Source organism: Thioalkalivibrio denitrificans (assembly GCF_002000365.1).
In the GTDB taxonomy this organism is placed as follows: domain Bacteria; phylum Pseudomonadota; class Gammaproteobacteria; order Ectothiorhodospirales; family Ectothiorhodospiraceae; genus Thioalkalivibrio_A; species Thioalkalivibrio_A denitrificans.
This window is the reverse complement of the sequence record NZ_MVBK01000001.1, coordinates 33,158-60,018: the sequence shown is the minus strand read 5'-3', so window position 1 is coordinate 60,018 and position 26,861 is coordinate 33,158. Positions and strand designations below refer to the sequence as shown.

The 26,861-nt window shown below is 60.1% G+C and carries 19 protein-coding genes and 1 pseudogene; 10 read left to right on the top strand and 10 right to left on the bottom strand.

All coding sequences use genetic code 11. The features are described from left to right. Window positions 1-57 precede the first annotated feature (57 nt). Complete coding sequence (locus B1C78_RS00245; RefSeq protein ID WP_077277143.1) at window positions 58-333, bottom strand: type II toxin-antitoxin system RelE/ParE family toxin; 276 nt, start codon at window positions 331-333, stop codon at window positions 58-60. Then, the gene (locus B1C78_RS00240; RefSeq protein WP_077277142.1) at window positions 333-602 is read right to left on the bottom strand and encodes a CopG family ribbon-helix-helix protein; all 270 of its coding nucleotides are present in this window, start codon (window positions 600-602) and stop codon (window positions 333-335) included. Before B1C78_RS00240 ends, B1C78_RS00245 begins: the two co-directional genes overlap by 1 nt. Window positions 603-1,246: 644 nt before the next feature. Between B1C78_RS00240 and B1C78_RS00235 the strand changes: the two genes are divergently transcribed. Continuing rightward, entirely contained in the window at window positions 1,247-1,849 is a 603-nt protein-coding gene (locus tag B1C78_RS00235; RefSeq protein ID WP_077277141.1) for a recombinase family protein, read from the top strand. A gap of 414 nt (window positions 1,850-2,263) precedes the next feature. Here B1C78_RS00235 and B1C78_RS00230 read toward each other — a convergent pair whose 3' ends face one another. Together B1C78_RS00230 and B1C78_RS00225 are read right to left on the bottom strand one after the other, a co-directional pair. Then, complete coding sequence (locus tag B1C78_RS00230) at window positions 2,264-2,932, bottom strand: hypothetical protein (protein WP_139349743.1); 669 nt, start codon at window positions 2,930-2,932, stop codon at window positions 2,264-2,266. Next, entirely contained in the window at window positions 2,929-5,988 is a 3,060-nt protein-coding gene (locus B1C78_RS00225) for an HsdM family class I SAM-dependent methyltransferase (RefSeq protein ID WP_077277139.1), read from the bottom strand. Before B1C78_RS00225 ends, B1C78_RS00230 begins: the two co-directional genes overlap by 4 nt. Before the next feature lie 141 nt (window positions 5,989-6,129). Here B1C78_RS00225 and B1C78_RS00220 point away from each other — a divergent pair, with 141 nt between their 5' ends. The 3 genes from B1C78_RS00220 (at window position 6,130) to B1C78_RS00210 (ending at window position 10,919) form a co-directional block, all read left to right on the top strand. Next, a complete protein-coding gene (locus B1C78_RS00220) occupies window positions 6,130-7,062 on the top strand; it encodes a BrxR family helix-turn-helix transcriptional regulator (RefSeq protein WP_175628174.1) in 933 nt (310 codons plus the stop codon). Window positions 7,063-7,240: 178 nt separating this feature from the next. Further along, window positions 7,241-9,715 (top strand): type I restriction-modification system subunit M, encoded by a 2,475-nt coding sequence (locus tag B1C78_RS00215; protein WP_077277137.1) that lies wholly within the window; start codon window positions 7,241-7,243, stop codon window positions 9,713-9,715. Then, window positions 9,708-10,919, top strand: coding sequence for a restriction endonuclease subunit S (locus tag B1C78_RS00210; RefSeq protein ID WP_175628173.1), 1,212 nt, complete (start codon window positions 9,708-9,710; stop codon window positions 10,917-10,919). The genes B1C78_RS00215 and B1C78_RS00210 overlap by 8 nt, the downstream gene beginning before the upstream one ends. Here B1C78_RS00210 and B1C78_RS17530 read toward each other — a convergent pair whose 3' ends face one another. The 3 genes from B1C78_RS17530 to B1C78_RS00200 are packed head-to-tail and all read right to left on the bottom strand — an operon-like array spanning window position 10,920 to window position 12,157. Next, window positions 10,920-11,090, bottom strand: coding sequence for a hypothetical protein (locus tag B1C78_RS17530; RefSeq protein WP_175628172.1), 171 nt, complete (start codon window positions 11,088-11,090; stop codon window positions 10,920-10,922). A 60-nt stretch (window positions 11,091-11,150) separates the two neighbouring features. After that, on the bottom strand, window positions 11,151-11,714 hold the full coding sequence (locus B1C78_RS00205) for a PIN domain-containing protein (protein ID WP_077277135.1): 564 nt from the start codon (window positions 11,712-11,714) through the stop codon (window positions 11,151-11,153). Beyond that, window positions 11,714-12,157, bottom strand: coding sequence for a helix-turn-helix domain-containing protein (locus tag B1C78_RS00200; protein ID WP_077277134.1), 444 nt, complete (start codon window positions 12,155-12,157; stop codon window positions 11,714-11,716). Before B1C78_RS00200 ends, B1C78_RS00205 begins: the two co-directional genes overlap by 1 nt. A 212-nt stretch (window positions 12,158-12,369) precedes the next feature. Between B1C78_RS00200 and B1C78_RS00195 the strand changes: the two genes are divergently transcribed. From B1C78_RS00195 to B1C78_RS00170, 6 genes and pseudogenes are all read left to right on the top strand, one after another. After that, complete coding sequence (locus B1C78_RS00195; protein WP_077277133.1) at window positions 12,370-15,693, top strand: type I restriction endonuclease subunit R; 3,324 nt, start codon at window positions 12,370-12,372, stop codon at window positions 15,691-15,693. Beyond that, window positions 15,690-16,385 (top strand): M48 family metallopeptidase, encoded by a 696-nt coding sequence (locus B1C78_RS00190; RefSeq protein ID WP_077277132.1) that lies wholly within the window; start codon window positions 15,690-15,692, stop codon window positions 16,383-16,385. The genes B1C78_RS00195 and B1C78_RS00190 overlap by 4 nt, the downstream gene beginning before the upstream one ends. 266 nt (window positions 16,386-16,651) lie before the next feature. Continuing rightward, window positions 16,652-16,951 (top strand): annotated as a pseudogene (locus B1C78_RS00185) (transposase); the annotation flags it as partial. 172 nt (window positions 16,952-17,123) lie between these two features. Further along, a complete protein-coding gene (locus B1C78_RS00180; protein ID WP_077277131.1) occupies window positions 17,124-18,059 on the top strand; it encodes a hypothetical protein in 936 nt (311 codons plus the stop codon). Beyond that, window positions 18,052-19,194 (top strand): hypothetical protein, encoded by a 1,143-nt coding sequence (locus tag B1C78_RS00175; RefSeq protein ID WP_077277130.1) that lies wholly within the window; start codon window positions 18,052-18,054, stop codon window positions 19,192-19,194. The genes B1C78_RS00180 and B1C78_RS00175 overlap by 8 nt, the downstream gene beginning before the upstream one ends. A 65-nt stretch (window positions 19,195-19,259) precedes the next feature. Next, window positions 19,260-20,567: a macro domain-containing protein gene (locus tag B1C78_RS00170; RefSeq protein WP_077277129.1), complete on the top strand. Its 1,308-nt coding sequence runs from the start codon at window positions 19,260-19,262 to the stop codon at window positions 20,565-20,567. Window positions 20,568-20,994: 427 nt separating this feature from the next. On the opposite strand, the gene B1C78_RS00165 is transcribed toward B1C78_RS00170, so the two are convergent. Genes B1C78_RS00165 through B1C78_RS00155 form a run of 3 tightly spaced genes read right to left on the bottom strand, consistent with a single transcriptional unit; the run spans window position 20,995 to window position 25,629 of the window. Further along, window positions 20,995-23,952 carry a DEAD/DEAH box helicase gene (locus tag B1C78_RS00165; RefSeq protein WP_217697977.1) on the bottom strand — a complete coding sequence of 986 codons (2,958 nt, stop codon included), beginning with the start codon at window positions 23,950-23,952 and terminating at the stop codon, window positions 20,995-20,997. A 20-nt stretch (window positions 23,953-23,972) separates the two neighbouring features. After that, window positions 23,973-24,785 (bottom strand): Hachiman antiphage defense system protein HamA, encoded by an 813-nt coding sequence (locus B1C78_RS00160; RefSeq protein WP_077277127.1) that lies wholly within the window; start codon window positions 24,783-24,785, stop codon window positions 23,973-23,975. Window positions 24,786-24,819: 34 nt separating this feature from the next. Then, a complete protein-coding gene (locus tag B1C78_RS00155) occupies window positions 24,820-25,629 on the bottom strand; it encodes a hypothetical protein (protein WP_077277126.1) in 810 nt (269 codons plus the stop codon). Window positions 25,630-26,861: the final 1,232 nt, after the last annotated feature.

Genomic DNA, 26,861 nt, shown 5'->3' with positions numbered 1-26,861 from the left:
TGTCGCGCCATCGGTTCTGAGGATGGCACCATGCGGCGATGATGTAAGCCATCGGGACTACCGATCTTCCCTCGTATGCCACAGCCGTAGCACGTAGATCGTCTCATGCTGGATCTCGTAGCGCATCTCATAGTGTCCAATCAAAATCCGCCGGACCTCACGCGGCTGGAATTCGAACAATTGCTCGCCGACACGCGGGTTGGTCAGCAGGATCGTCGGAGCCTTGGTCAACGCCTGCACTGCCCGTGCAGCGGCTGGCCTATTCACAGGGGACAGAAATTCGTACAGGCGCGCCAGGTCGGAAAGCGCCTTGCTGGTCCACTTCAGCTCCATCAGCGAGGCAGCGGCTGTGGTTCATCGGTGCTCAAGCTATCCGCCCACGCCTGCACTGCCTGGTGGTCTATGACGCGACCGGCGTCCACATCGGCCAACGCCTCATGCGTCAGCCGGTCGCGCTCTTCCTCCTGAGCGACCCAGGCCGAAAGAGCCTGTTTCATGACCCAGCCGCGCGAGCGTTCGAGGCGCTGGGCCAACTGGTCAACCTTCTCGGCGAGCGGGACAGGCACGTGTGCGGTCAATACACGGGTTTCAACTTTGGGCATGTGAATTCTCCTATGCCACAGTGGCGGCAATATTGCACCATGCTGTCGCCGGAAACGGCGAGTCAAGCGCGTACCTCGGAACGAACGAATGCCTCGATGGCGCCCGAACCCGCCCCCTACAGACTAGCGCGGTCGGCGACCAGCACGCTGGTGTCCACATCGCTGGAACCGTTGATCCGGACATCCAGGTATGCGGCCTGACCGTGGGCGGTGACATCACCCGAGCCTTCGATCGAGGTCTAGGCCGGCTTAGCTCAGGGCGAACAGCGGCTGCTAAAGCTGATCGCCAGGCCCTCACGCTCAGTCGCGAACTTATCCACTTCTGGTACGGTTCTTCCTACACACTTCGATTCAATCTAAATCATAATGATTGCCAATAAATCAGTCAAGAACAATCGAGCCTTGCGCTCAATTCAATCGGGTTGTGACAATGCACTCCTCATCGGCAGCGCGCCGGCCGCACAAGTCCCGCGAAGGCTTCACGGAGGTCTCCAGATCGTGTCCGGAAAACCACCGTTTTAGGGATAGCGCAGGGGCGAGTCCTGAACCGGTACCACGCGGAGGCTGGAAGTATCTCAAAACTGTCTCTTGAAACATTCTCTCTCGAAACGTACGATTTATACGAGTTTTGAGAGAACAGCGCGATGCTCATCGGATACGCAAGGGTGTCAACCCAGGACCAGGACCCTGCCCTCCAACTCGATGCCTTACACGCAGCGGGGTGTGACCGCGTATTCACCGAGAAGGCGTCCGGCGCTCAGCGAGACAGACCCGAACTGCTCGCCGCCCTCGACTTCATGCGACCCGGCGACACCTTGGTCGTCTGGCGCCTTGATCGCTTGGCCCGCTCCATCAAGCAGCTGATCGAGACGGTGGAATCCCTCGGGGAGCGAAATATCGGATTCCGCTCCCTCACCGAGGCCATCGACACAACCACCTCCGGCGGCAAATTGGTGTTCCACATCTTCGCCGCCCTGGCCGAGTTCGAGCGTGCCATCATCAGGGAGCGCACTGTCGCAGGCCTCCAAGCCGCCCGGGCACGCGGACGCCGAGGCGGCCGCCCACCTGCCCTCACAGAGAAAGATCTCACGGCCGCTACAGCCATGTTGGCCGACGAGACGATAACAGCAGAGGACGTCGCCAAGCGGCTCGGAGTCTCCCCTTCCACCCTCTACCGATACCTGCCCGGTGGCCGCTCCGCTCTCCGGGAGAAAATGGCGGAGGGAAAGGCCCCAAAAAGGCGATAACTGAAAGGGCTGGAAGGGAATGGCCGGATAACGGCAATGGCCCTAACCGAAAGGGCAAATGAAACGGTGAAAGCCCCTCGCTTCAGGCCGCAAGTGTACTCCTATCGTGGGCGTCGACTGCCTGCGCGGCTTGATATGAAGAGGGGATTTGAATCAGCAACACCAAGGCTGAGAAGCGCAACCCACCGCGATGATCGCCCATGTAGCGTAGTCGCGCCCAGAGCCACCTGTCTCGGATAAATGGCTATGCCAGGTGCCAACGCAATATAGTGCACCTGCCGTCGCACGGTCGCGGAATGGGTGGCCGAATGAGCGTCGAATACGCACTGAGACTACACCCTGCTGCCACATAACGGTGTTGAGCATCTAGTTCCTAAGCATTTATCCTGCGTGCGCAGCATGTCGGACAAATGCTTAGGAACTAGGGCACTCCAAGAAAATGTGTCCCAACGTGATAGTGCCGTGAGCAGGCGCTTTGCCACGGGGACGGTTGTGTTCGGTATCAAATTGGCAGAAGCCGGGCACGGCTTCAGACGGCTCGACCAAGTAGCGTCCGGAGCCATCGCGCACCATCCTCAAGACCCTCTGGGTTGCCTTATTCATCAGTGAGCGGCGCAGGTGTTTGATCGGTGCCATATCACCCGGCCTGGAGATCCCAACCATGAAGGCAAGCGGTTTTCCGATCGCGTAGTCACCATCTACAAACCGCTTCATTCCCCCATCGCCACGGTAGGCGCCCAGGTTGGATGTTGTAATTTTTTTGAACTCGAAAGTGAGGTCCAGGCGGCCGCCTGATAAGTTCGACTGGTATGAGAGGTCTTTCCGGGTTCGAGACAGGCGCCCGATCCCGCGTTTCCTCGGCATTTGTGTCTCAGCATTCCAGAAACCGAGGATTCTTCCGTCCGCTCCAAGTTGATGCAGGTAATAGGTGAGCATCCCGGTTAGATCGGGTTCGCGTGCGCTGTATTTAAAGTCTTTCGGATTGGCACTCGATGCCTTCTTCCATACCTCGATCATGAACGCCGTTGCCGCACGTGTCTCCTCTACTGGAAGCAACTCCTCCCAGCTAAAGCGTCGTCTCACTGAGCAACCTCCAAGTCTCGCGGAGCGGTCATTACGCGACGCACGATCCTCTCAGCATCGCGGTACGCCTCGGAGTGCAACCAGAGGCGCTGTAGCAATGGCTTAACGAGGTACAGGGTGTCCCCAGACCTTACCACCGTGTCTGGGGCCAGCTGCAGCAGCGAGCCTGCATCGAGAGGCAGCAAGCCCTTCTTGCCCAATGCCTCCAGCACAGCATTGAAGGCCTTATCATCAGCCTCCGCCTGCAACTTTTCACGGACACGGCCGCCCCTTGGGGCCGGCGTCACTTTGACGATACCCAGCGGGCCGCATACATGCGTGGAATTGGCCATCACCTCGACCATTACATCGCCGACCCCGCCTCTGGCTCGGGACCAGGCTCGAATCTCATCCCGAAGGGAGCGCCCATAGGCGGTGAGTTGTTTCTGGTGGGCACGTTGCTGTAGGGGCGTATCCAGTGCCTTGATGGTGCCGGGCTGAAGGTTCGGGGCGATAAGGGTGGATACCTCCTTGATGCGCTCCTTCTGCAGACGGTCCAGCCCGAAGTACTCGAGAATCAGTTCGTCCCGCTTCTTCGGATCCGAGCCCTGCTGGAGTATGCCTCCCGCATTCTCGAACTGTTTAGTTTGCTCAGAGACCTCCTTGACGATCTGCCAGGCACGGCCGGAGTGCTCATGACGGTCCGGATGCATAAAGGGCAGGCGCTGAATATCCTTCAGTGAGACCCGCTCACGTTCGAAATTCACCTGATATGCGGTCATCAGCAGTATGTACTGAACTAGACTGGAGTGAAGGTAGGCGGCGACGAACCGCATCAGGGGCTCGTCCCTCGGCGGGCCGGAGAGCATGCCGATGCTGTGCTTGAATGTGAACGCCTCACTGGAGAATGCTGCCCGCACTTTGCGGTCACTGGTGATACCGTCTGTGAACACGATTTTGGGACCGCTGAAAGCGGCCATGAGCGCATCCGGCAACCGGGCCAAGGTCTTGATGTCGGACGGGAAGTCCTCGAGCAGGACCTTGTCCAGGACAGGGCCGTCGACGTGAAATTTCCGCGCATCCAGGAACGGCAGCTCCCTAAGTGGCCGCGAAGACACCGGATCGGTAATGGACGCGTCGTGGACGTGATAACCCTTTCGGTTACTCCAAGGACCGTCTTTTCCGATCATGTCCCCAAGCCGGCCCATCATTCGCAGGGAGCTGATGGTGGCCATGTCCTGCTTGGTTCCCCAAAATAGAGTTGTCAGCGGCTCATTGTCCATCTGGATGAACCGGGTAGAGAGTTCATGGCGGTCCTGGCTATGCAGGGTCAGGCGACCAAAGGCCAAGCTAATATCCGCTTTTGGCACCCAGTACTCGAAGGTTTCCCGGCCGGAAATCTGCCGGACCTGATCATGGGGACGGGGCCGACCCACGGCAATCATGCAGGGTTGCCGAGCGGTGCTGAACAGCAGCTTTCGAAGATCCCCAAAGTTGATCAGCGTCTCCGGCTCGTAGTAGTCCAACCAATCGCCTATGAACTTTCCGCTGGTGGGCGCCGCAGCAACACTAACCGGTAGAATGAGACACAGACGCCCTTCTGGGGCCAGGCAATCCCGTGCACGAAGCATGAACGCGGCCGCCGTCTGACGGCGCGGCAGCTTGAATCCATTTTCCGCTGCCCAGGTGTCACTCGGCAGATCAGTCCGCCCCTTCGGCTCGACCCAAGGCGGATTGGACAGCAGAATCGTGAAATTATGGCTGTTGGCATGCGGGTTGCGATTAGAGAAAAAATCGCCGCGATCCACGCCGCCGATAATATTGCCTTGGCTCAAGTTGGGCAGCTTGACCCGACTGTTGTCCTGCAGCTTGGAGATATCCGTCGGCTGAAGCCCTTCCAGCATGGAAAGGTAGAGACTGAAGGCCGTTACTCGGCAGGCAGACTTATTCAGGTCCGAGCCAAAAATGTGGCCTTCGAGGAGTTTGCGACGCTCTCTGAAGGAAAGCGGCTTGCGGGCCTTGGCCTGAGCATATGAGAGCATCCGGCGGTAGGCTGTAGTCAGCAGAATACCGGACCCGCAGGCGCCGTCATAGACGCGTTCGGACAAGATGTCCGGCGAATGCCGGAATGCTTGGTCGACGGCGAGGTTGGCCAGATGCCGTGGGGTGTAATAGGCACCTACCTCCCGTTTATCGTCGGCCAGGAAAGTCTCGTAAATCCCGGACAGCAGTTCCACCGGGATGTAACGGAAATCGTATCGCCAGAGACTGCGCTGGCCACCGTCTAGGTCCTCCCGCTGCAAGAACCGGTATAACAGCTCAAGGGCGTCATCCGAAAGCGCCTTCCAGAGGCCGGAACCCTTCGTTTCGGGCTCGAGAAAGTCACCGTTGAGATCCGTTTTAAGTCGCTTGATCAGACGCACGATGCCCCGTCGGTCGCCGTCCTGCACCAGCGTCTCAAAACACCGCAGATGGTGTTTCCGGCGATACCGGTCTCCGACGATATCCCGGTGTTCCAGATAGGAGATGAACAGCACCTGGGCCATGAGGTACTGCGCATCTACCTTGGTCAGTCCGAATCCGATCAGCTCCTCGACCATGTGCTTGAGGTTTTTCAGGAGCTGCTCATCGACTCGGTCCTCCGGCTCGAACCAATCTTTGTGCCGTCGGAATAGTTCGCCGGTCTGGATACCGCGACAGGAATACGGCCCGTTGGGCTCGCGCTGAGCCCAAGTGATTCGCTCGGGCTCCAGGGTCTTGCGCCCAACTGGCAGCGCCAGCGCCTGATCTAGATTCACTACGAGCGCTACTGAAATCAGGTTCTGGTTCCAGATTTTCTCCCGGATGCGGTTCAGGCTCTCCTGACTGTTGGCGAGGCTCCCATCGTCTTCGATAAAGCACACCGTGGGGACGCCCTCCACGTCGAACACCGCCGTGGCGCGGATTTCGTTCCCGGGGTCAAGCAGTTCCTGGATCTCATTGCGGTAGGCGTGCAACGGTGACGCGGAGTCGCCGCGGCGGTGGAGTCCTTCCCGGGCCCTGGTATAGCCCCAGGCCTCAAGCCAGCGCTGTGTCATAGAGTCGGTCACGGGCGCAGACCCTTCCTAAAATCGACTATTGGCCATAGGTTACCATGAAGCTTGATACAACTAAAACCATTGATATACTGCTGACGAGCAGCCTACTCGTCATGCGTGGACTATATGAGGTCAAACATTGTGCAATTCGGTCAACGGCGGAAGCCGACCGCTCAACAGCGTCAAAGCTGGATCGCAAGCCTGAATCACGGGCAGCGCCAGCGGCTGCGTTTCCTAGAGTCACGGTTGCTCTGGGAGGGCGCGGTTAACCGTAGGGATATCTGTGATGAGTTCGGCGTGACGCCGAACCATCTCACCCGCGAAATGCGCGCCTACAAGGACCACTTCCCTGAAAACATCTGGTATGACGAGACCAGCCGATCCTACCGTCCCACCCAAGACTTCCAACCCGGCCTGGCGTCTGGCGATCCCGGAGAGTACCTCGCGCTGCTGCGCGCCCACGCGCAGCACCCCGCGGACGCCCTGCGGACCGAATTGGGTGGCGACGTCCCTTGCGACGCGCTGCGGCCACCCGAGGGCGCCATCGACAAGGCAGTTCTACGGGGAATTCTACAAGCGATTCATCGCAAGGAAGGATGCGTTATTCGGTACCAATCCTTTTCCCGGGCGAAATCGGAGTGCCGAACCGTCTGGCCGCACGCGCTGGCCTGGACCGGTGATCGCTGGCATGTCCGAGCCTTTGACGAAAACCGCCGCATGCACATCGACCTGGCACTGACACGGATCAGTTCCCTTGACGCCACGGATGCGCCGCGCCCCTCTGGAGCCACATCAGACTCTGATTGGGAAGAAATGGAAACCATAGAGGTCATCCCGAACCCCGGGCTATCGGCGGGACAACAGCGTGTGATTGCCAAGGAATACAGCATGAGTCGGCGCGGCAACGGCTGGGTTTGGGAGGTCACACTACGCCGTTGCCTGATTCCCTATTTCCTCTTCCGCTTTCGGTTGGACGAAGACCGATCAGATAAGATCCGAGATGGCTTCCCACTACAGCGGATCGTCTTGCTAGATCCGAACGTCCGGACTCGTCACGCCTTCGGCAAGGACTAATTGCTCCTCCTCAGAAGCCGATCCTTAGTCTCGGGCGCTTGGCCCTGGCAGCGGCGGCTGACCCACGGCCTACCGGCCTCGGCCATCCGGTTGGTGCTGTCCCGGACCACCGGGTAAGCTACTCGAGAACCATGAGATCATAAACAATCATAACCAATTGTTTTAGAATGGCAATTTTATGCCCCTGACCCTCCCCCAGCTGGAACGCCACCTGTTCCGGGCCGCGGATATCCTGCGCGGCAAGATGGATGCTTCCGAGTTCAAGGAATACATCTTCGGGATGCTGTTCCTGAAGCGCTGTTCGGACGTGTTCGAGGAGCGATTCGAGAAGATCGTCGCGGAGCAGGTCGCCGCCGGTGAGAGCGCTGCATCGGCACGACAGATCGCCAACATGAAGAACTGGCACAAGGAGACCTTCTACGTGCCGGAGCAGTCCCGCTGGGAGCACCTGCTCAACGAGGCCCACCACAACGTGGGCGATTACCTGAACAAGGCCCTCGCGGGGCTGGAGGAGCATAACGCCAGCCTTGACGGGGTGCTGGAGCACATCGATTTCACCCGCAAGGTGGGCGCTTCCAAGCTTCCGGACCGCAAGCTGCGGGACCTGATCACCCACTTCAGCGCCTACCGCCTGCGCAACGAAGACTTCGAGTTCCCGGACCTGCTCGGGGCCGCCTACGAATACCTGATCGGCGACTTCGCCGACTCCGCCGGCAAGAAGGGCGGCGAGTTCTACACCCCGCGCTCGGTGGTGCGCATGATGGTGCGGCTGGTGAAGCCCCAGGCGAATCACAGCGTCTACGACCCCTGCTGCGGCTCGGGGGGCATGCTCATCCTCTCCAAGGAATACGTGGAGGAGCAGGGCCACAACCCGCGTCTGCTCGGCCTCTACGGTCAGGAGGCGGCGGGCTCCGTGTGGTCCATCGCCAAGATGAACATGCTGCTGCACGGCATCCCCAGCGCCGACCTGCGCAACGAGGACACCCTGGCCGAGCCCCAGCACGTGGAAGGCGGTGAACTGATGCGCTTCGACCGCGTCCTCACCAACCCGCCCTTCTCCATCAACTACGGCCCCACGGACAAGGAGAGCCAGAAGGACTTCCATCCCCGCTTCCCCGAGCGCTTCCAGTACGGCACCGTGCCCCTGGGTGCCAAGAAGGCGGACCTGATGTTCCTGCAGCACATGGTCGCCGTGCTCAAGGCCGACGGCATGATGGCAACCGTCATGCCTCACGGGGTGCTGTTCCGGGGCGGTGACGAGAAGGGGATCCGCGCCGGCATGATCCGGGACGACCTGATCGAGGCGGTGATCGGGCTGGCCCCCAACCTCTTCTACGGCACCGGCATCCCGGCGGCCATCCTGGTGCTGCGCGCCAGGGGCGCCAAGCCCGTCGAGCGCCTGGGCAAGGTGCTGTTCATCAACGCCGACCGTGAATACTACGAGGGCCGCGCCCAGAACTACCTGCTGCCGGAGCATATCGAGAAGATCGTCAGCACCTTCGACAACTTCGCCGAAGTGCCCGGCTTCTCGGCCATCGTGAGCAACGAGCAGCTGGCCGAGAACGACTACAACCTGAACATCCGCCGCTACGCCGACAACGCCCCGCCGCCGGAACCCCAGGACGTGCGCGCTCACCTCAAGGGCGGCGTGCCGGTCCGGGAGATCCAGGCCAAACAGCCCCTCTTCGAGGCCCACGGCCTCGACCCCATGGACCTGTTCGCCCCGCGGGCGGGCGATCCGGACTACGTCGATTTCAAGCCCGAATTCACGGTCCGGGCCGACCTCAAACCCGCCATCGAACAGAATGCCGGGCTGCTGGCCAGGGAGGCGGCCCTCCAGGCGGCCTTCGAGGCGTGGTGGACCGAGCACGGCCACAGCATCACCGCCCTGGCCAACACCCTGACGGCCAATGGCAGCCGGCTGAGCCAATTGCGCGAGGAACTGCTGGCCAGCTTCAGCGCCGCCCTGGAGCCGCTGGCCATGCTCGACCCCTTTGCCGTGCGCGGCATCATCGCCGGCTTCTGGGAGCAGAGCAAAAACGACTTCCGCGCCTTGCAGGCCCGTGGGGCACTGGGTGTCATCGACGCCTGGCGCACCAGCATCGTGACCGCCCTGGAGGACAAGCAGGACAAGTCCAATCCCCTGGACCACAAACTGGTCAGCTTCCTGCTAAACGAGTTCGTGGACGAACTGGAGCAGCTCCAGGCCAGCAAAGCCGAACTGGACAGCCAGATCAAGGCCGCCGAGGCCCCAGAGAACGAAGACGATGACGGTGAACAGGGTGACGAGATCGAAAAAGCTCTTGGTGCACTAAGCGACTTCTGTGTTCAGAATCAGATACGCGACTGGAAGAAAGAACGCGCCACCGTCACCAAACAACTCAAGGCCAAGCAGGCCAGCTTCGAGGCGTATCTCAATGAGCAGGTGGACGCTCTCGACGAAACCAGGGCCGCCGAACTTCTGCTCACCATCCTGCACGACGACATGGCGGACATCCTGGCCCGCTATGTACGCGCCCAACGCCAGCAGGTGATCGGTGCCTTCGAGGTCTGGTGGGACAAGTACCAGGTGACGCTGGCCGATATCGAGGCCGAGCGGGATGCGGCGGCGCGGCAGTTGCGGGAGTTCCTGGGGGGGCTCGGATATGTCTGAATGGCGACAAATCGCTCAGATTGCTGACACCAATCCCGAGACGCTTGGGGTAAAAACAGAATCTGATTACCGTTTCAGATATATCGACCTTGGTGCGGTTGAAGAGGGAATCGTTCACTGGGACAGTCTGCAAGAATTCAGGTTTGCAGGAGCTCCAAGTCGTGCCCGACGAAGAGTCCAGCCCGGAGATGTGTTGTTCGGGACTGTACGGCCCAACCTCCGATCCCACGGTTACGTTCCCGAACAACCTGTAGGAGAGCTGGTTGCCTCCACCGGCTTCTCCGTAATCAGGCCACGAGACGGCATCTCAGACGGGAAGTACCTCTTCTTTTCAATCCTCGGACACGAAGTGTATGCGCAATCCGTGAATGCGGCGGTCGGGTCGAATTATCCAGCCGTAAATGACCGAGACGTGCGCCAATTTCGAATATTCGCTCCACCGCTAGAAGAGCAGAAGAAGATCGCCCAAATTCTCGACTCCCTGGACACCCAAATCCGCCGGACCGAGGCGCTGATTGCCAAGCTGGAGCGCATCAAGCAGGGCCTGCTCACCGACCTGCTCACCCGCGGCATCGACCAAAACGGCCAACTCCGCCCCGCCCCCGACCAGGCCCCGCACCTTTACAAGGACTCGCCCTTGGGGCGGATTCCGAAGTCGTGGCACACAAGAAGCTTAGGCGAAACACTCAGGCTCCAAAGAGGCTTTGACATTACCGTAGCGTCGCAGACGGCCGGTGATTATCCCGTCGTTTCCTCATCGGGCATTACCAGCTACCACAATCAGTATATGGTCAAGGGGCCTGGTGTTGTGACTGGGAGAAAAGGAAAACTCGGCCTGACACATTACATTGAATCGAACTTCTGGCCGCACGACACAAGCCTCTGGGTAAAGGACTTTCATGGCAACAACAAAAAGTTTGCAGTGATACTTCTCGACAGTCTGCGACTCGGGCGCTTCGATGCAGCGACATCAGTTCCAACACTTAATCGGAACTTTGTCCATCCGCTCTTGGTTTCCGTTCCCCCCGTCGACGAGCAGAACAGAATCGTGGAGATGAAGGCTAGGCTGGACGCTCGGACGGCGAAGGAGCGCCGCAAATGTGAACGTCTACGAACATTGCGGACCGGCCTAATGGACGACCTCCTCACCGGCCGCGTCCGCGTCACCCCTCTCCTGGGAGAAGCACAGCAACGCAAAGTCTGATCAGGCGAGCTTCAGATGCCTGAAACGGGACCGCCCGGTCTTCAGACGCTGTTCGATGGCCTGGATGGACTCACCCGTCTCGATGGCGGTGGAACTCGCCACCGCCCGAATCAATCTGTCCTGGTCGCTGGGCCGACGCTTCGTGGCTGACTTCGGGAGATGCTTTTTCATGGGCGGGCTCGGTTCGGATAGGACTCCGTGAGCGTATGGCGGCGGACACGCTCGCGCACATCAGATCACACCGGCGAACTCCCGGAGCCGGTCAGCCGTCACCACCAGGCCCTGTGCCGCAAGTGTGTCCAGGTACTCATCCACCGATCTGGGCGGGTTTTTCAGAGAGGCGCGATGCTCACGAGCGACGTGCACCACCGCGCCCTCGTGAAGATCCATCTGCTGCACGATAAACAGGTCCGGATGCACGGCCTCGATGCCAAAGTCAGCCATCGTCTGTTCGGGAAAGTCCTTCAGGTTGGTGGTGATGATGAGCTGGGCGCCGGCGCGAATGGCAGCCGCGAGCACGTGGCGGTCATCGGGGTCGGGCAAGCTCAGGGCATCGATCAGAGATTCGTAGTGCTCCACGAGACAGTCTTCGACCGCCTGATCCATGAGTTCACGGGTGCGTTGCAGGGCCGTCTCCAGTTCCGGCCGCCTGGCAATGAGATTGCGCATCCACTCATCGTGGATGCGATCGCTCCATTTGGCGGCGAACAGGCCCGTCGTGGCCAGGCGCACCAGGAAGTCCCGCAGGGGCGCGGGATACAACACACAGGCGTCATAGACCACGACGAAACGCATCAGTACCCCATGTCCAGTTCCTGCGCCTGTTTCACCAATTCCTCCGTGGCGTCCTGGCTCTTGCGGTCGCGTTCGGTCTTGTAGGCCGTCAGATCCTGATAACGGATGCGGCGATGGGTGCCGGTGCGCGTGAAGGGTATCCTGCCCTCTTCCAGCAGCTTGATCAGGTGCGGCCGGGAGACGTTGAGGAGGTTGGCCGCTTCCTGGGTGGTGAGCTCGGCGTGTCTGGGCAAGATAGTGACGGCATTGCCTTGGGCCATCTCCGTGAGGATGTCCCGCAACAGGGCGAGGGCATCCCTGGGCAGGATCAGCTCGGTGCCGTCCAGCTGCACCCGGGCACGGTCGGCCTCCGGGATCCGGGCCAGCAGCTTGCTGAGTTCGGTTGCGCTGTCGCGGGCGAGATCCGTGGTCTCGGCATTTGGCAGACGTTCGGCTGTGTTCATGGTCGCTCTCCCGGGATCGTGTATGCGCGGTGCGCTTATGGTTGTCTTTTACGGGAGATTAATCGCAATAATCGACAATCGCAATAAGCGCAACGCTATCCCCTGGCGTGAGATCGGCGCAGATAATCGCTAGGATCAGGGGGGTGTTGCGGGTCGTTGGGTTCGGTCTGCGGGAAAAATTACTATAACTAATTGTTTCATACGGACTATGCGTGGCTAACGGGGAGTACACAGACGTCGAGGCACCGTTCATCCGCCAGCTGCAGGGGCTGGGATGGACCTACGTCGAGGGTTCGGTGGAGGACCCCGGGGTCACCGGCCGGGAGAGCTTTGCCCAGGTGATCCAGGAGGGCGTGCTGCGCGAGCAGCTTCGCCACATCAACCTCCGCGACGGCCAGCCCTGGCTGGACGATACCCGCATCGCCCAGGCCGTGGGTGCCCTGACCCGCATCCCCGCCGCCAGGCTCATGGAAGCCAACCAGCAGGCCACCGAGCTGCTGCTCAAGGGCATCTCCGTGGATGGTCTGCCCGACTGGGACGGGGGGCGCGGCCAGACCATCCGGTACATCGACTGGGATGAACCCGGAAACAACCGCTTCACCGTCATCAACCAGTACAAGATGAAGTGTCCGCCGGGCTTTGATTCCGCCAAGGGCCATATCATTCCCGACCTAGTGTTGCTGGTGAACGGCATCCCGCTGGTGGTGGCGGAGTGCAAGAGCCGCACCGTGCCGGAAGGGATCAGCGACGCGGTGGACCAGCTGCGCCGCTACACCAACCAGCGCAAGGCCGCCCGGGAGGTGGACGAGAACGAGGGCGCCCCTGCCCTGTTTCACACCAACCAGTTCCTGATCGCCACGAACTTCGACGATGCCCGCGTGGGCACCATAAGCGCGAGTTTCGAGCATTACCTGAACTGGAAGACCGTGGAGCCGCGCAGTGAAGACGAGGTGGCCGCCGAATTGGCCACGAAGAGCCTCTCCAGCCAGCAGAGGCTGATCGCGGGCATGCTCACGCCAGCCAACCTGCTGGACATCGTGCGCCACTACACCCTCTTCACCACGGAGGGCGGGCAGACCCTCAAGCTGGTGTGCCGATACCAGCAGTTCCGCGCCGTGACCCGCGCCATCGCACGCCTGAGGACGGGCAAGACCCGCCTGGAGGATGGTGAGCATGACCGGCGCGGCGGCATCATCTGGCACACACAGGGCAGCGGCAAGAGCCTGACCATGGTGTTCCTGGTGCGCAAGCTGCGCACTGACCCGGCGTTGCGCCGGTTCAAGGTGGTGGTGGTCACCGACCGCAAGGACCTGCAGCGCCAGCTCTCGGAAACGGCGAGCCTGAGCGGGGAGACGGTGGAGACGGCGAAGTCCACCGACAAGCTCAAGGCGCTGGTCGGCCGGCCGGGCCCCGGTCTGGTGTTCGGCACCATTCAGAAATATCGGGAACCCCAGGCGGGCCAGCCCTACTCCCCGACCAGGACCGAATCCCTGAAGCTGGATGAGGTGGCAGCGGCGGATTCGGGAGGCATCATCAAGTTTCCCAGAATGAACGTGTCACTAGGGGTGTTGAACGAAAGCGCGGACATCCTTGTGCTGGTGGACGAGGCCCATCGCACTCAGGCGGGAGACCTGCACGCCAACCTGCTCCAGGCCCTGCCCAATTGCGCCCGTATCGGGTTTACCGGCACACCGATCATCATGGGGGAAAAGAAACGCACCCATGACATCTTCGGGGAATTCATCGACCGCTACACCCTGAAGGAATCCGAACAGGATGGCGCCACTGTGCCGGTGCTCTACGAGGGCCGCACCGCCCACGGGGCCGTGAAGGATGGCGCGAGCCTGGATGATCTGTTCGAGGACCTGTTCCGGGAACGCACGCCGGGCGAACTGGAGGCCATCAAGCAGAAGTACGCCACCCGGGGCCAGATCTTCGAGGCGCCGAAGCTGATCGAAGAGAAGGCCGGCGACATGCTGCGCCACTACGTCACCCACATCCTGCCGAACGGCTACAAGGCCCAGGTGGTGGCCTACAGCCGCCGGGCGGCGGTGCGTTATCACGGGGCGCTCCTGGCAGCCCGGGACGCATTACTGGCCGACGCCCATGGCCTGAGCCCGGCCGACAAGGCCATGGACGACGTGATCCTGATGCAGCGCCCGCCCCGGGTGCAGGCGGCGGTCCAGGCCTGGCGTTATCGACATCTCCTCGAACGGCTGGAGTTCGCGGTGGTGATCAGCGCCAGCAACAATGATGACCCGGCCTGGGCCAGGTGGAGTGATCACGCGGCCGTGGAGCAGCACATCAAGCGCTTCAAGCAGCCGCTCCGGCACAAAGACCCCGACAAGGTCGACCCGCTGGCCTTCTTGATCGTCAAATCCATGCTGCTGACCGGCTTCGATGCCCCCATCGAGGGGGTGATGTACCTGGACCGCCCCATCCGCGAGGCCGAGTTGCTGCAGGCCGTTGCCCGCGTGAACCGTACCGGCCACGGCAAACAGCACGGCATCGTGGTGGACTACTACGGGGTGGCCAACCATCTCAAGGAGGCCCTGGCCGCCTACAGCCCGGAGGACGTGGAAGGGAGCCTGCAAAGCCTCAAGGACGAGATCCCGAAACTGCGCGACCGCCACCTGCGGGTGATCGACGTGCTGCGCAGTCAGGGGGTGGAGAGTCTGGACGACATCGAGGAGGCGATTCAGGCGCTCGCGGACGAGCGAGTGCGGGCGGAGTTCACCGTGAAGCTGAAGCAGTTCGCCCAATCCCTGGACGAGGTCCTGCCCCGGCCGGAGGGGCTGGAGTTCACCGCCGACGCCAAGAAGCTCTCCTACATCTATACCGTGGCCCGAAATCGCTACAAGGACACGCCGGAGCTTGGCAAAGACGTTGGGGCCAAGGTACGCAAGCTCATCGACGACCACATGATCTCATTGGGCATCGATCCCAGGATTCCCCCGGTACAGCTGACCGATGCGGATTTCGTGAAGCACCTCGACCGGCAGGTGAGCGATCGCGCCAAGGCCTCTGAGATGGAACATGCCATCCGCGCCCATATCCGAAAGCATCTGGATGAGGACCCAGTCAAGTACAGCAAGCTCAGCGAGCGGCTGAAGGAGATCCTCAAGAAGCTCGACGGCGCCTGGGACGCCCAGGTGGATGCCTTTGCGGAACTGATTGACGAGCTGCAGGCCGACCAGCCCGTGGGGGGTGAGACGCTGCCCGATCTGCCCCCTGAGTATCTCCCGTTCCTGCGCATTCTCACCCAGGCCAAACTGGGCGACGAGGCCGTGCCCGATGCAGCGACCCAGACCCGGTTGGTGGATGCCACCATGGAGATCGTCCAGATCATCATTGGCGAGCTGCGCATCCCCGATTTCTGGAAGCCGGCCCGTATCCCGGACCAGGAGCGGCTCAAGGGGCGTCTCTTCGAGGAGCTTTTCAACCGCCGCCTGTTGCCCATGGACCGGTTGGATGCCACGGTGGACAAGCTGGTGGAAGTGTCCCGGGCAAACCATGACAAGCTGATCCGGCTATGACCGAGTTTCAAGTAGACGACCTGGCCTTTGTGCTGCGGCGCAGCCCCCGCCGCAGGACGCTGCAGATCACCGTCGACCGGGGCGGCGACCTCGTGCTGGCAGCGCCCGAGCATGCCGAACCCCGCCAGCTCGAGGCCTTCGTGCGCGAGAAGCGCTACTGGATCTACAGCAAGCTCGCGGAAAAGGCTCTGCTCCAGCGACCCATTCCCAGGAAGGAGTACGTCCAGGGAGAAGGTTTTCTTTACCTGGGGCGCAGCTACCGCTTGAAGCTTGTGGAGGACCAGGACGAGGCGCTCAAGCTGATTGCGGGTCGATTCCGGCTGCGTCGGGACCTGACAGGCGAGGGACGGGCGCATTTCATTCGCTGGTACACCGAACGTGGTCGTGACTGGCTGAGCACCAAAGTTTCCGAACATGCGCGCCGCCTGGAAGCGCGCCCCTCGGATGTGAAGGTGCAGGACCTCGGGTATCGCTGGGGATCTTGCGGCAAGGGGGGGCGCCTGTATTTCCACTGGAAGACCATCCTCCTCCCTCGTCCCATCGCGGAATATGTGGTCATCCACGAACTGGCGCATTTACGGCATCCGCACCATACCCCGGAGTTCTGGCAGCATCTCGAGCGTGCCCTACCCGACTTCGGGCGCAGGAGGCAGTGGCTGGCGGCACATGGAATGGATGTTGAGGGTATCTGAGGAGATTTACCTACCGGCCGGTGAGCAAGACCAGCAGGATCACAGACCGGGTGGCCATGGTCGACCAAGGGGCTTGACCCCTCGGGGACTACCTACTCCAGCGCATCGCAAAGCGCCTGCAGCTTTTGCTGAAGAAGCGTGTGCCGGCCGGCTTGCTAGGTTTCTTGATGCATGTCGATCGCCAGACAAAGAATTAGGTAGCCAGCTGATCCCATTGCTTCCCACATATTCCTTCTTATTACTAGACTTGACCCTACGCGTCTTCCGATCGCGACACGTTGCTCGCCTTCTACGACTTCCCGGCCGAGCATTGGATGCACCTGCGCACCACCAACCCGATCGAGTCGACTTTCGCGACCGTGCGTCACCGCACCAGCCGCTCGACGAACTTCGTGTCGCGCTCCACCTTTCTCGGTCTGGCCTTCAAGCTCGTGCAGGAGCCCGAGCGATCCTGGAGACGCATTCGCGGCGCCCATCGCATTGCCGAACTCATGCAGGGCGTCGTCTTCCAGGACGGTGAACCGGTGAAAGACGAAGAGCAGCAACAGCGGAAGCTCGTCGCCTGATCAGTCAGGCCAACATGGGCTCCATACACCAGACTTGACTATAGCTCGTTTGGTACTAGAGTGGATGAGTTGGCGGACGCTGAATGACTTGAGGGGAATCGCACTATCTAGCTTAGATCAATCGCCATGCGGCGGCATTGAAACCACATATCCTTAACACGGGAGACCAACGATGAAACGCGTTCTGTGGTTGACTTTCCTCTGGTTCGCGGCAACCGTTGCACTCGCACAGTCGGGCTTCGACGAACACAGTCGTATGATTCCAGAAGTCAACCAAAACAAGCTCGTCCCACCGCATACGCTGTTCCTTCAGGTATCACCCTACTCTGCAATGGACTATCGTGGGGTCATCATGCAGGGCATCGCGAGATTCGAGGATGAGCAAGGAACGCCGGTTGAAGCGGACGATGTCGCCCTGAAGTCCATGGGCTCCGAAGAGGATCCCTACTACTGCATAGTGATTAAGGAGTCCACGTGCCGGCGGTTCGTGCTCGAGCGACAGCATCTCGTAGCCCTCGCACGATTCGTTCGAACCGGAAAGCTCGGCGTGTATACGGCGCCCAAGGACGCGCCGCTCAAAAGAACGCAAGAAGTGCAACGAACAGCAGCGGTGAGCGGCCTGGAGCCGGTAAGGCTGAAGGGTACGAGCGTGATCACTAGGTTTGTGAGCGTTGGAGACTACATCGCGAAGGATCTCAACACGCCGTTCTTCGTCGATCTGATGGCCTACATCGACTACGACGAATCCTTTGTTGATCCTCATCGCGCACACGAAGAGGCGGAGGCAATTCGGATGAGCCTGAATCGTAGTCTAGGATATCTGAAGGAGCCGGCTGGCCCAAGCGCGGATAGCAGTTGGGTGAACAGCGATATCCATGCCTACTTCACGGTGTCTCCGCATCCCGAGGGTGAAGGGCTTCGATGTGAAGGGTTGCCCGCCCGGTACAGTTGGACATTGCCGGAAGAAAGGGAAGCTGGCTACATCAGGGCCGTCAATTTCGCAGCAAGACCGAGCGAGGAGACGCAGCTACACGCACTCGCGACATTCTGTTCCGCTGCTATCCTTCGCGCGTTACCAGAAAGCGCCTTAGAAATATTCAATGAGTAAGGTTGATACGGACACCAAGCTACTCTTCCATTGCTTTCCGAGTCAATTCGGCGCTTTTTCTGATCATCATGCCAAAGACGACTGGCAGTTGATGTGCGAGTGCGGCGTAGCGATGCTCGAGACCACACTGCGCGACGGCTTGTTGCTTACTCCGGAAACGATACGCGTCAAACTATCACCGAACTCGCGCGCTGCGCGTGCCGGACGTGCGGAGGTGCCCCTGCGGCAGACTCGCGCGTGTTTCGCACACATGAGTGTCACGGAAATGCGGAAGCCGAATCCGCATGCCTCAAAGCGTGAGAATCACTTCGAGGTGTTCGGGGAATTCGCAATCGCTCTGGATGCGGTAGCGGCTCGCGATCTCGATATGGCTCCTGTTCACTATTTCTATGTCGATCGGGATGAGCGCCGCTACCCGATGGCGGCATCTCTCATCGCGGCATTGCTCGAGACGCGCGAATTGTTGTCGGTGCTATCGCGTCTCGAGGAACGAGTCTATCGGGACGTTGACGCACTGACCGCGGAACAGAGACGCTATTTCGATGCGTTTGAGCGTGCGCGGGTCGATCTTATCTTCCAGGATGAAGATGCAAGGACACGCCTGGAGGCCGCGCGCCAAATGCTACCCACCGAAGGCGTCAAGTCTTTTCTTAAAGCATTTGAAACCGATCGCAGGCGGCTTGCATTGCTCGTTGAGGCGATAGATCTTCTGTCCGGATTGGTTCAGACGGCGGACAGTAGCTCGCGGAACGAACAGATGCTGTATTTCTCGCAGCAGGAATGGCGGCTTACACGCGTGCTAAACAATTCCTTGGTCGGGTACAGCGTGGACGGACCGGAAGTGGGGGAGGATGAAGGGGTCAAGCCACTTAGAGAACGGAAGGTTGCGGCTGTAGAACAGATTGCGAAGCTTCTTGACCAGCGACTGGAGAAGCCGTGGCTGCGCGATTGCTGGGTTGTCCTAGGCTCTGCGCTCGAGAACCGACTGTTCAGGAGTTACGTTAGGGCGATCGTATGCCCACAAGGTATGAAGAGAAGAGTTCTCGACGTCTGTCGCAGAATGGTGTGGGGTCAGGGGTGCCCGCCAGTGATCGAGCTTGGGAGAGCTGCCAAAGGATCGCTGGCTGAGCGCTGAAATTGAAATGCTGAGTTCGAGTCTCGGACGCACACGAACGACCCAGTCGCTGGAGAAGGCTGCACATGCGCTTCGAACAATTGTACGACATTAACGGCTCTAGCCTCGTAGTCAAGCTCGGCGATATCCGAGAAGCGCGGACAGAAGTGGTCGTTACTTCCGACGACTCGAATCTGAGTATGGGCGGCGGGACATCAGCGGCAATTCGCGCAGCAGCAGGGGATTCAGTGTTCGAGGAGTCGCGGCGGCTTATTCCTGTTGCCGTCGGAGCGATTGCAGTCACCGGGGCCGGTCTCTTAGCGGAGCAGGGAGTACGGCACATTTTTCATGCTGCCACGATTCCGAGTCACCGCGATCGTGACGTGCATAACCAAGAGGAGATCATACGGAACGCCACTCGTCAGGCCTTGACTCTCCTGCAGGGCATGGGGCTTCACACGATTTCCTTCCCAGCCCTTGGTACAGGGTTCGCCGGCTTCGATCCAAAGCGTGCTGCCTTAGCAATGTGTGCTGAGATTCGCGCGGCAATGGAGCGGGCACCTAAGCCATTTACGGTCGAAATCTGGCTTATGTTGGGCAATCAGGGAGAGCGGGCGGCAATGGTTTTTTTTGCCGAATTCACGAAGAGCGCCGCGCTCGATCGATTTGTTGTGCCCAGCCACGCCGTTCTCCTTATCCATGGCATTCGAACGGCGGCCGGCTGGCGACAGCGCGTCGGAGATGAGATCGAAGAATCGGCACGCGGTCTCACGCCGATCCCCATAGGGTACGGGTTCTTCAATGTAGTTCAGTTCCTCTTGCCGTTTCCTGCCATTCGGAGAAAAGCCGCAGAAACGGTATGGTTAAAGGCCAAGTCAGTCTTCGGCAACCCAAATTTCGACCGCGTCTCCATTATTGCGCACAGCTTTGGCTCATGGATTGCAGTTTACCTTCTCGTCGTCAAACCGATACGGATTCATCGACTTTTGCTGTGCGGTGCCATAGTCGATGCAAATTTCGATTGGGATACCGTTTCCGACAGAATTGACAATCCGTCATTCGAGAACGCGCCCGCCTGTCGGGTGGTAAACGATTGCGGTACGAAGGACATATGGCCACTCATGGCAAAGGCGATGACTTGGGGCTTCGGTATCTCGGGTCGGTGGGGATTTCAACACTGCATCGTCGCGGATCGATTTTATCACGTGGACCACAGCGGATTCTTTGAAGAGGGCTTTGCGAGAGAGTACTGGGTTCCAGCACTCACGGGGAAGCGTCTTCCAAAGGGCGTCAGCGACGGGATTGATCCGCCCTGGGCATTGAGCTTGCTGACGTTTGTGAAAATTCCGGTCCTATTGGGATTCGTCGGCGCACTAGCGTGGATCTACTTCTGACATCTCGCGCGACTCTGACGGTGCTTCGGCCGGAAACCGAGGAGAGTTGTATCACCTGCCGCTCCGCGGCGTTAAGATGCTGATAGGGCATTGTGGACTCCAGCTCGGATGGTGGATCGTCAACCCCATCCCACCAGCTACGTTCACAATGCCCGCCTCTCACCCCACTGGCGCACTTGGAACTGGATTCCGCCCTCTATTATGCGGCCTACAGACTCCCTGGATACGCTTCGCATCCCGGGTCGCCCCGGGACCACGCAATCCTCGGTTCCGGCTGGTGGCTAACGTTTGTCGGTTGGGAACGTTCCATCCCACTGGGTCGCATTGGAAGTTTCAATGGCGTTTCTCCTTCTAAGTCATATCCTCCTCCACCAAGCTTTGCCTGGCGCAATAACCCTATTCGTTAGGACGCTCTTCGCGTGGGAATCTATCCTTCATCATCGAATACACTCGGATCTCTCAGATCCTCCAGCGTGTTCTCCAGCACCAGGCGCCCCATCGCAGGCAGCCACCGCTCCCGATCATCAAGCAGATGTCGCGCCGCGGAAAACACCGATGCGCGATCAACCAGCGTCACAAGCTCGGGGCTTCGGCCCAGCGCGACCGCAGCTCGGCGGTGCCGGACACCACCGGCCGCGAGCACCTTCGCCGTTGGCGTGGGGACACCGAAACGCAGGTGCTCGGGGAAGTCGGCGACGGCTTGCGCCAATTCGCGGTCGCTCGCCTCGAGCAGCTTCTTGAGCAGACCGATGCCCTGTTCGACGGCGACCTGTAGGACGTAGCTGATCACCCTGGCGTGAACACCAAGCATCGTGTCGATGTCGATGCCCGCTCGTCGAGCCAGCTCGACCAACGGCTGGCCGTCGATCCATGCCTCCAATACCCGAGTGAAGTCCGAGCGCGACGGCGGCGCATCCCGGTACGCCTCCTTGACGGCTTCAGCCACCTCCGGAAGGTCCCATGCCCACGTCAGTAGCGCCTCCGCTAACTCCGGGTCCGTTGCGGTCTCAACGTCATCCCATCGCTCCCGCATGGGCAGCAGCTTCGCTTCCACGGACTCGAGCATGCGCGCTCGCGTACCTGTCTCTCGGATCCAGCCGAGTCGCCCAGACCCCTTGATCGCGGCCACCCGTTGAGCACGCAGCTCGAAGACCTGCTTCATCAGTGCGGTGGTCGCGGGCCCGGCCTGGCGAGCCGCAAACGTCTGGCTCGACAGCTCCCCGGCAATCCGAACCAGCTCGTCCTCCCCAAGCTCTTCGGCGGCAAGGTCGATGAGCGTCGCGTCGATGCCGTCGATCAGCGTGTGAAGCGCAGTCTCTCCCTCCAGAATGTCATTCGTGGGAGTGAGGCTTTGCTGGCTGAGCCCCGTCTGCAAAAGGTCCATCAGCTCAAGAAGTGCCCCGGAAACGCGCTCGCCCGGTTGCTGCTGAGCTACGGGGGCTACGAGCGGCCATTGTCCGGAGTTGGCGCAGATGACGAGGCCCTTGGTGGTTGCTCCCGCTCGTCCCGCTCGTCCGACGAGGTTCTTGATATCGCGCGCGAGCAGGTTCTCCGCGGCCCCATCTGGGCCGCGACGTTGCACGGAGTACAAGACCAACGTCCTGATCGGCAAGTTGACGCCCTCGGCCAGCGTGCTCGTGCAGATCGCCAGTCGAACGTCCTCCTTGCGAACCAAGGCTTCAACGAGCTCCCTGCTTTCCTGAGGAATATCTCCGTGATGCAGAACGGCTCCCGCCGCTAGTGCTCGCGTTCCGACCCATGAAGCGCCGTACTCGAGGGTGAAGTACTCGACCGCAGCCTGGAGCTTCGCGGCGTCTTCAACGAACTGCATCGGAGTGGGCATTGGCAGCGGGTTTTCCAACTGGGCCAGAAGCTCGTCCGCGAGCCCTACGGCTCCCTGGTTGCCCCGCTTGTTGGCCGCAAACACGGCAACCGCCCCCATCGACAGCGCCTTTCGTGCCGCGGCGATGGCCTGGGTCTTCACGGTGTTGAACGAGTATGTATTCAGTCGGCCTGTCGAGGCATTGCGGTAGCGAAAGTCATCGCGGCTTAGAAAGCGCTCGATCGAGAACGTGGATGCGGTGTGATGCGGGTGAAGCTGCAGTGCCACCGTCGTGCCGGCGTTCTTGCCGGCCACCCGGAGCACTGCGAATTCGGCGAGTGCCGGGCGGTACTCGCTGCGGACGACGGTTTCGTCCGTGCCGCCCAGCCATGTATTGATCTCCTCAATGTTCGGGACGATGGCTGAAACGAAGACGAACTTGGGCGGTCCGATCTCGCGGGCTCGCATTCGAGCGAGCAGCAGCTCCAGTCCTACTCCGCGGGCCTCGCCGTCGAGGAGGTGCCCCTCATCGCAGATTACGAGGGAAACACGGGCGAAGAAGTCCGGTTCCGCGCTGAGCAAGCCAGACAACGCCTCTGGCGTCGCGACGACCGCCCGCGTGTCGTCCAGGTCTCGAACCTCATCTCCAGTAGGCACAGTCCCCCCGTACGCGCATCGGGCGGGCAGACCCATGCGGCCCAGGCGCTTGACGAGGCTGCCGCGCAGTTCTGCCGCGAGGGACCGGTACGGAACGAGCAGGATTGCCACATCCTCAGGGTGCTGGTTCAGGTGATAGAAGAGCAGCGTCTCCGAAAGCGCCGTCTTGCCAGCGCCGGTCGGCATCTGGATGGAGAAAGAGGTCGCGCTTTCCAGTAACCCGCTTCTGATCGCGTCGATCTGCGAAGGGAAGAAGTCCCATGCCGGCGGGTCTCGGTTGAGGAGCGACCGAACCAGGGGGTTCCAGAATTCCGACTCGCCATCCGGAAGGACGGCACGGACATTCGTCTCTTCGAACCTGGAGAGTATTCGTCGGAACAGGCGCCATCCGACCCATTCATCGGGGTCGAGCTGCAGCGCGGATGACTCCATCTCCGCAGCCTGCTCGCTCTGCGCACGAATCGTGTCCAAATTACCCCTTCGCACGGCGCCGACGAGCGCACGTACACGTGCCGACTTGATCGTCGATGGCCTTGAGAGCAGCTCGTAACACGCTCGCTGAATCTCACCGAGGGCATCCGGGTCCGCCGCCTGGAGCGTGAGATATGCAGAGGCCGAGTAGCCCCCGAAGTAGAACGCTGCCGCCCCGAGGACAGCGGCTTCCGGTTCCAGGATCCCGCGATAGGCCGGTGCCTGATCGACCCCGACACCGCCTGCCTGAGTGATCGCGTTGCCCAGCCGCGACCAGTCTACAGAATCGTTGTACGGCTCATGGAGCCGGTCGAAGAGTTCCGCAACGAGCGAGATGTAGTAGTCGTCCCCTCGAGAGCGGAGGTAGCTTAGCTGCAATGGCGGCTGTGAAAAGCCAAATCGCTCCACGTGATGAAGGGCATCAGCGTCGCTCACCCACTTGGCCAGAGTCTCCCTCACATGCCGCCTCCGGGTTCCGCGACGGTGGCGTGAACGGCGTCGAAGACATCCTCGTAGCGCTGCTTCAGATCTGGAACGGCGATCACGACCACCGTGTGATCCGTGGGCTCTTCCTCGGGCGCGTCTGCGACCTCGTCATCCACGAGACTCGCACATACAACCGCAACGGCCCGGAACTGCTTCTGGGCTTCGGGGTGGTCGGTGGCCTTGGTGAACCGCTCTAGGTGAGCGACGGTCGTGGTTCCGAGGTCTTCGTGAAGCGCACGCTCCTTCAGCCACACCAGCGTCTTGGCCAAGCGACTTGTCCGATCCTTCTCGCAGTCAGCAATTGCCGAGCTAATGGGTGTGGAATCCCCATTGGTGGACTTTGTCTTCACCTCGGAACAGAGGATGCGATCGCCGGTTGAGGCTTCGGGCCAGTGCGGCAGTACGAAGTGAACGACATCCGAGTATGGCGCCGGCTTCGTCCGGTCCTGCTTCAAGCGCCACTTCTTCGGACCAATGAGTTCGACCCCGGGCTCGACAGTTGCGTGGTACAGGAAGACCAGAATTTCCCCGAAGTCGCCCGCCATGGTGGAGCCTCGATCGGGTAGCTTGGCCGCGACGAGTTCCGATTTCGGAAGACCGGTGGCTTGCGCCCGTTGCTCGAGCAGCGCATCGTCGATGTAGCACCGGCGAACTGGCACGCCCAGGACGTCCGCCCAGGCAGCCGCGTGCTCGTCGGACACGCGAACCAAGAAGTATGGCGACTCATGCTCGTTAGCGAACCATGGCACCAAGATCGCCGTGTCTATACCTAGATCTTGCATCAGCGCTGCTCTTCTGTCGTCCTAACAGCCCGGGCTAAGCCGCGGTCCCGCCCGAGGCGGGGCCGTCGGCTTGAGCCACTTGTTGGGCCCTTCTGATTGCTTCCCACATGGTTTCCATGAGCTGTGGTGTCATATACGTGGTCTGATTGACAGGAATTTCCACCTTATTAACGCCTGGGCCTAAGGGAATTCCAGGCTGGATCTTCCATGTCTTGAACCCTGTCAAGAATTTTCTCCATTTGTCCTCTGGCTCTCTCTTCTTGGAAATTAACAGGTAGAACCAGAAGCTATTTATGGCTATCAACCGAACGATGAATCTATGGCTCAACGGTCCGTCGTATGGAATATCCGCGCAACGGAGCTGGCTGACCGGAAAGTGTTTCTCTTGCAACTCGCCGTCTGCGATGATCTTTGACGACGTAACCACGAGAAGTCGAAGCTGGACTCCGAAAGAATATCCACCCCGCAGAATGTACGGCGCGAATCTCCGATGAGCGGCCATTATGTCTTCGGCAGCAGATGCTCTCGCGGAGTTGAAGGATATCTTTAGAAGGGCTCTTAACAACATCTCACGGTCGAAGGAAAGCTCCGTGCTGTCTCCGGGATTTAGACTCTGGTGAAGGTGCTCGTCGTATAGACTGGAAAGATATGCATCCAGCGGCGACAATAGGACGTTGTTGCATTCTTCACATACATCCTTAATTACCGGATCGCTGTAAACAAAACTGTCTAGCTTCTTGTTGTACGAAGCCAGCTTTGATTCGTACTTTTTAATGATGCTGCTAGGCCAGATATGCTCTTTTGTCAGCTTTCTGTCTTCGCTGCAGTACGCGCATTGTTTCATATGCCTAAGCCATCACTTCTTGAGGCCCAACTATATGTATGCGGCCTAACGACCGCGTATATCCCGCGTCCAGAAATATCTGGAAACGCATTTCCGCGTGAGATCAAAGCCTTATGCCTTACACGCCTGGCTCTGCTTCCGGTCGGTATCCCGCGAATGCATAGCGTAACGCGTTATGCACCACAGCCACCGCATAACACCTCGCCCGATCAAGGTGGACCTGGCAGTGAACTGGGGCGTTGCGTCGACTGGGGGCCTGTAGTTGGAGCAGCATGTGGTGGCCTTTGCTGGAAACAGGGCGTAGCCGTGCGCCGTCCAATGGATGCGCTGCATAGTATGAGGCGTCGGGCGCAGGATGCAGAGGATACGCCGCCAGTGACATCCCCTGGTGGCCGGGGCGAACGGACATGAACACCGTTTGATGTTCAAGAGCAAAGCGGCCCGGGCCGGCCATGGTCGACCACGAGTCGCTCTCTGGCCGGAGCGCCGGGGCGGGGGTTGTTCCTCTGGATACCGCATGATAGTCGCGGCTCTTCTCCCTGGAGACCGCCTTAATCCTACAGAAGGTCCGGAAATGGTCCAAGTTCGGGCCCTCTACACGACTGATGCCCGTGACCTAGCTGAACAGGTAAAGGCCTGGGTTCATGCACTGGGTTTCCAGCAGATGTGAGGAAACCGGGCCAGAGAGCAGATATCTCTGAACTAGACGCCCCGCGACAGGCGGATGACCTCACCGGCCCGTTCCATACGACTCATCGTCGCCGCGGTCAGGCCGCCACGCGCAGCTCGACCAGGCGCATGATTCCCTGCTTCTTCAGCAGAGTTTGGGCAAGCTCACGCTGCGATCGAGTTCTTGCCATTGATACAAACACTCGATGCATAGACCCTACCTACCGAGGGTTTGTATCATCGAGCCGTGCGGCGCGCCACCTCGCGAACTCCGGCAGGTCAGAACTGAGCGGCATCGAAAGCCGAGGGCGATCCGTTTGGCCGAATCCATCGGTGGCCGCCTCGCCGGCAAGACTCCAGAGGGCAGCCACTGGACCGAAGCTGGCAGCCCGCCTAGATGGCCACTTCAGCCATTTCGTGCTGAGAGGGCCGCTCTCGGGGCTTACCGAATCTTCAGGGATGGTTCATATTTTCCCCCATTTGTCGCGTTATAGGCGACTATTTCGCCATTTTATAAACTTGTGGTAGCCTCGCCATATAGTTTAATTTGATACGTTTATGTC

What these genes read in the sequence shown, in the direction of transcription:
- B1C78_RS00235 (WP_077277141.1), top strand. Translation starts at nt 1,247, where the DNA reads ATGCTCATCGGATACGCAAGGGTGTCAACCCAGGACCAGGACCCTGCC.
- B1C78_RS00240 (WP_077277142.1), bottom strand. Translation starts at nt 602, where the DNA reads ATGCCCAAAGTTGAAACCCGTGTATTGACCGCACACGTGCCTGTCCCG.
- B1C78_RS00210 (WP_175628173.1), top strand. Translation starts at nt 9,708, where the DNA reads ATGTCTGAATGGCGACAAATCGCTCAGATTGCTGACACCAATCCCGAG.
- B1C78_RS00190 (WP_077277132.1), top strand. Translation starts at nt 15,690, where the DNA reads ATGACCGAGTTTCAAGTAGACGACCTGGCCTTTGTGCTGCGGCGCAGC.
- B1C78_RS00200 (WP_077277134.1), bottom strand. Translation starts at nt 12,157, where the DNA reads ATGAACACAGCCGAACGTCTGCCAAATGCCGAGACCACGGATCTCGCC.
- B1C78_RS00175 (WP_077277130.1), top strand. Translation starts at nt 18,052, where the DNA reads ATGAGTAAGGTTGATACGGACACCAAGCTACTCTTCCATTGCTTTCCG.
- B1C78_RS00225 (WP_077277139.1), bottom strand. Translation starts at nt 5,988, where the DNA reads ATGACACAGCGCTGGCTTGAGGCCTGGGGCTATACCAGGGCCCGGGAA.
- B1C78_RS00180 (WP_077277131.1), top strand. Translation starts at nt 17,124, where the DNA reads ATGAAACGCGTTCTGTGGTTGACTTTCCTCTGGTTCGCGGCAACCGTT.
- B1C78_RS00160 (WP_077277127.1), bottom strand. Translation starts at nt 24,785, where the DNA reads ATGCAAGATCTAGGTATAGACACGGCGATCTTGGTGCCATGGTTCGCT.
- B1C78_RS00215 (WP_077277137.1), top strand. Translation starts at nt 7,241, where the DNA reads ATGCCCCTGACCCTCCCCCAGCTGGAACGCCACCTGTTCCGGGCCGCG.
- B1C78_RS00205 (WP_077277135.1), bottom strand. Translation starts at nt 11,714, where the DNA reads ATGCGTTTCGTCGTGGTCTATGACGCCTGTGTGTTGTATCCCGCGCCC.
- B1C78_RS00155 (WP_077277126.1), bottom strand. Translation starts at nt 25,629, where the DNA reads ATGAAACAATGCGCGTACTGCAGCGAAGACAGAAAGCTGACAAAAGAG.
- B1C78_RS00245 (WP_077277143.1), bottom strand. Translation starts at nt 333, where the DNA reads ATGGAGCTGAAGTGGACCAGCAAGGCGCTTTCCGACCTGGCGCGCCTG.
- B1C78_RS17530 (WP_175628172.1), bottom strand. Translation starts at nt 11,090, where the DNA reads ATGAAAAAGCATCTCCCGAAGTCAGCCACGAAGCGTCGGCCCAGCGAC.
- B1C78_RS00170 (WP_077277129.1), top strand. Translation starts at nt 19,260, where the DNA reads ATGCGCTTCGAACAATTGTACGACATTAACGGCTCTAGCCTCGTAGTC.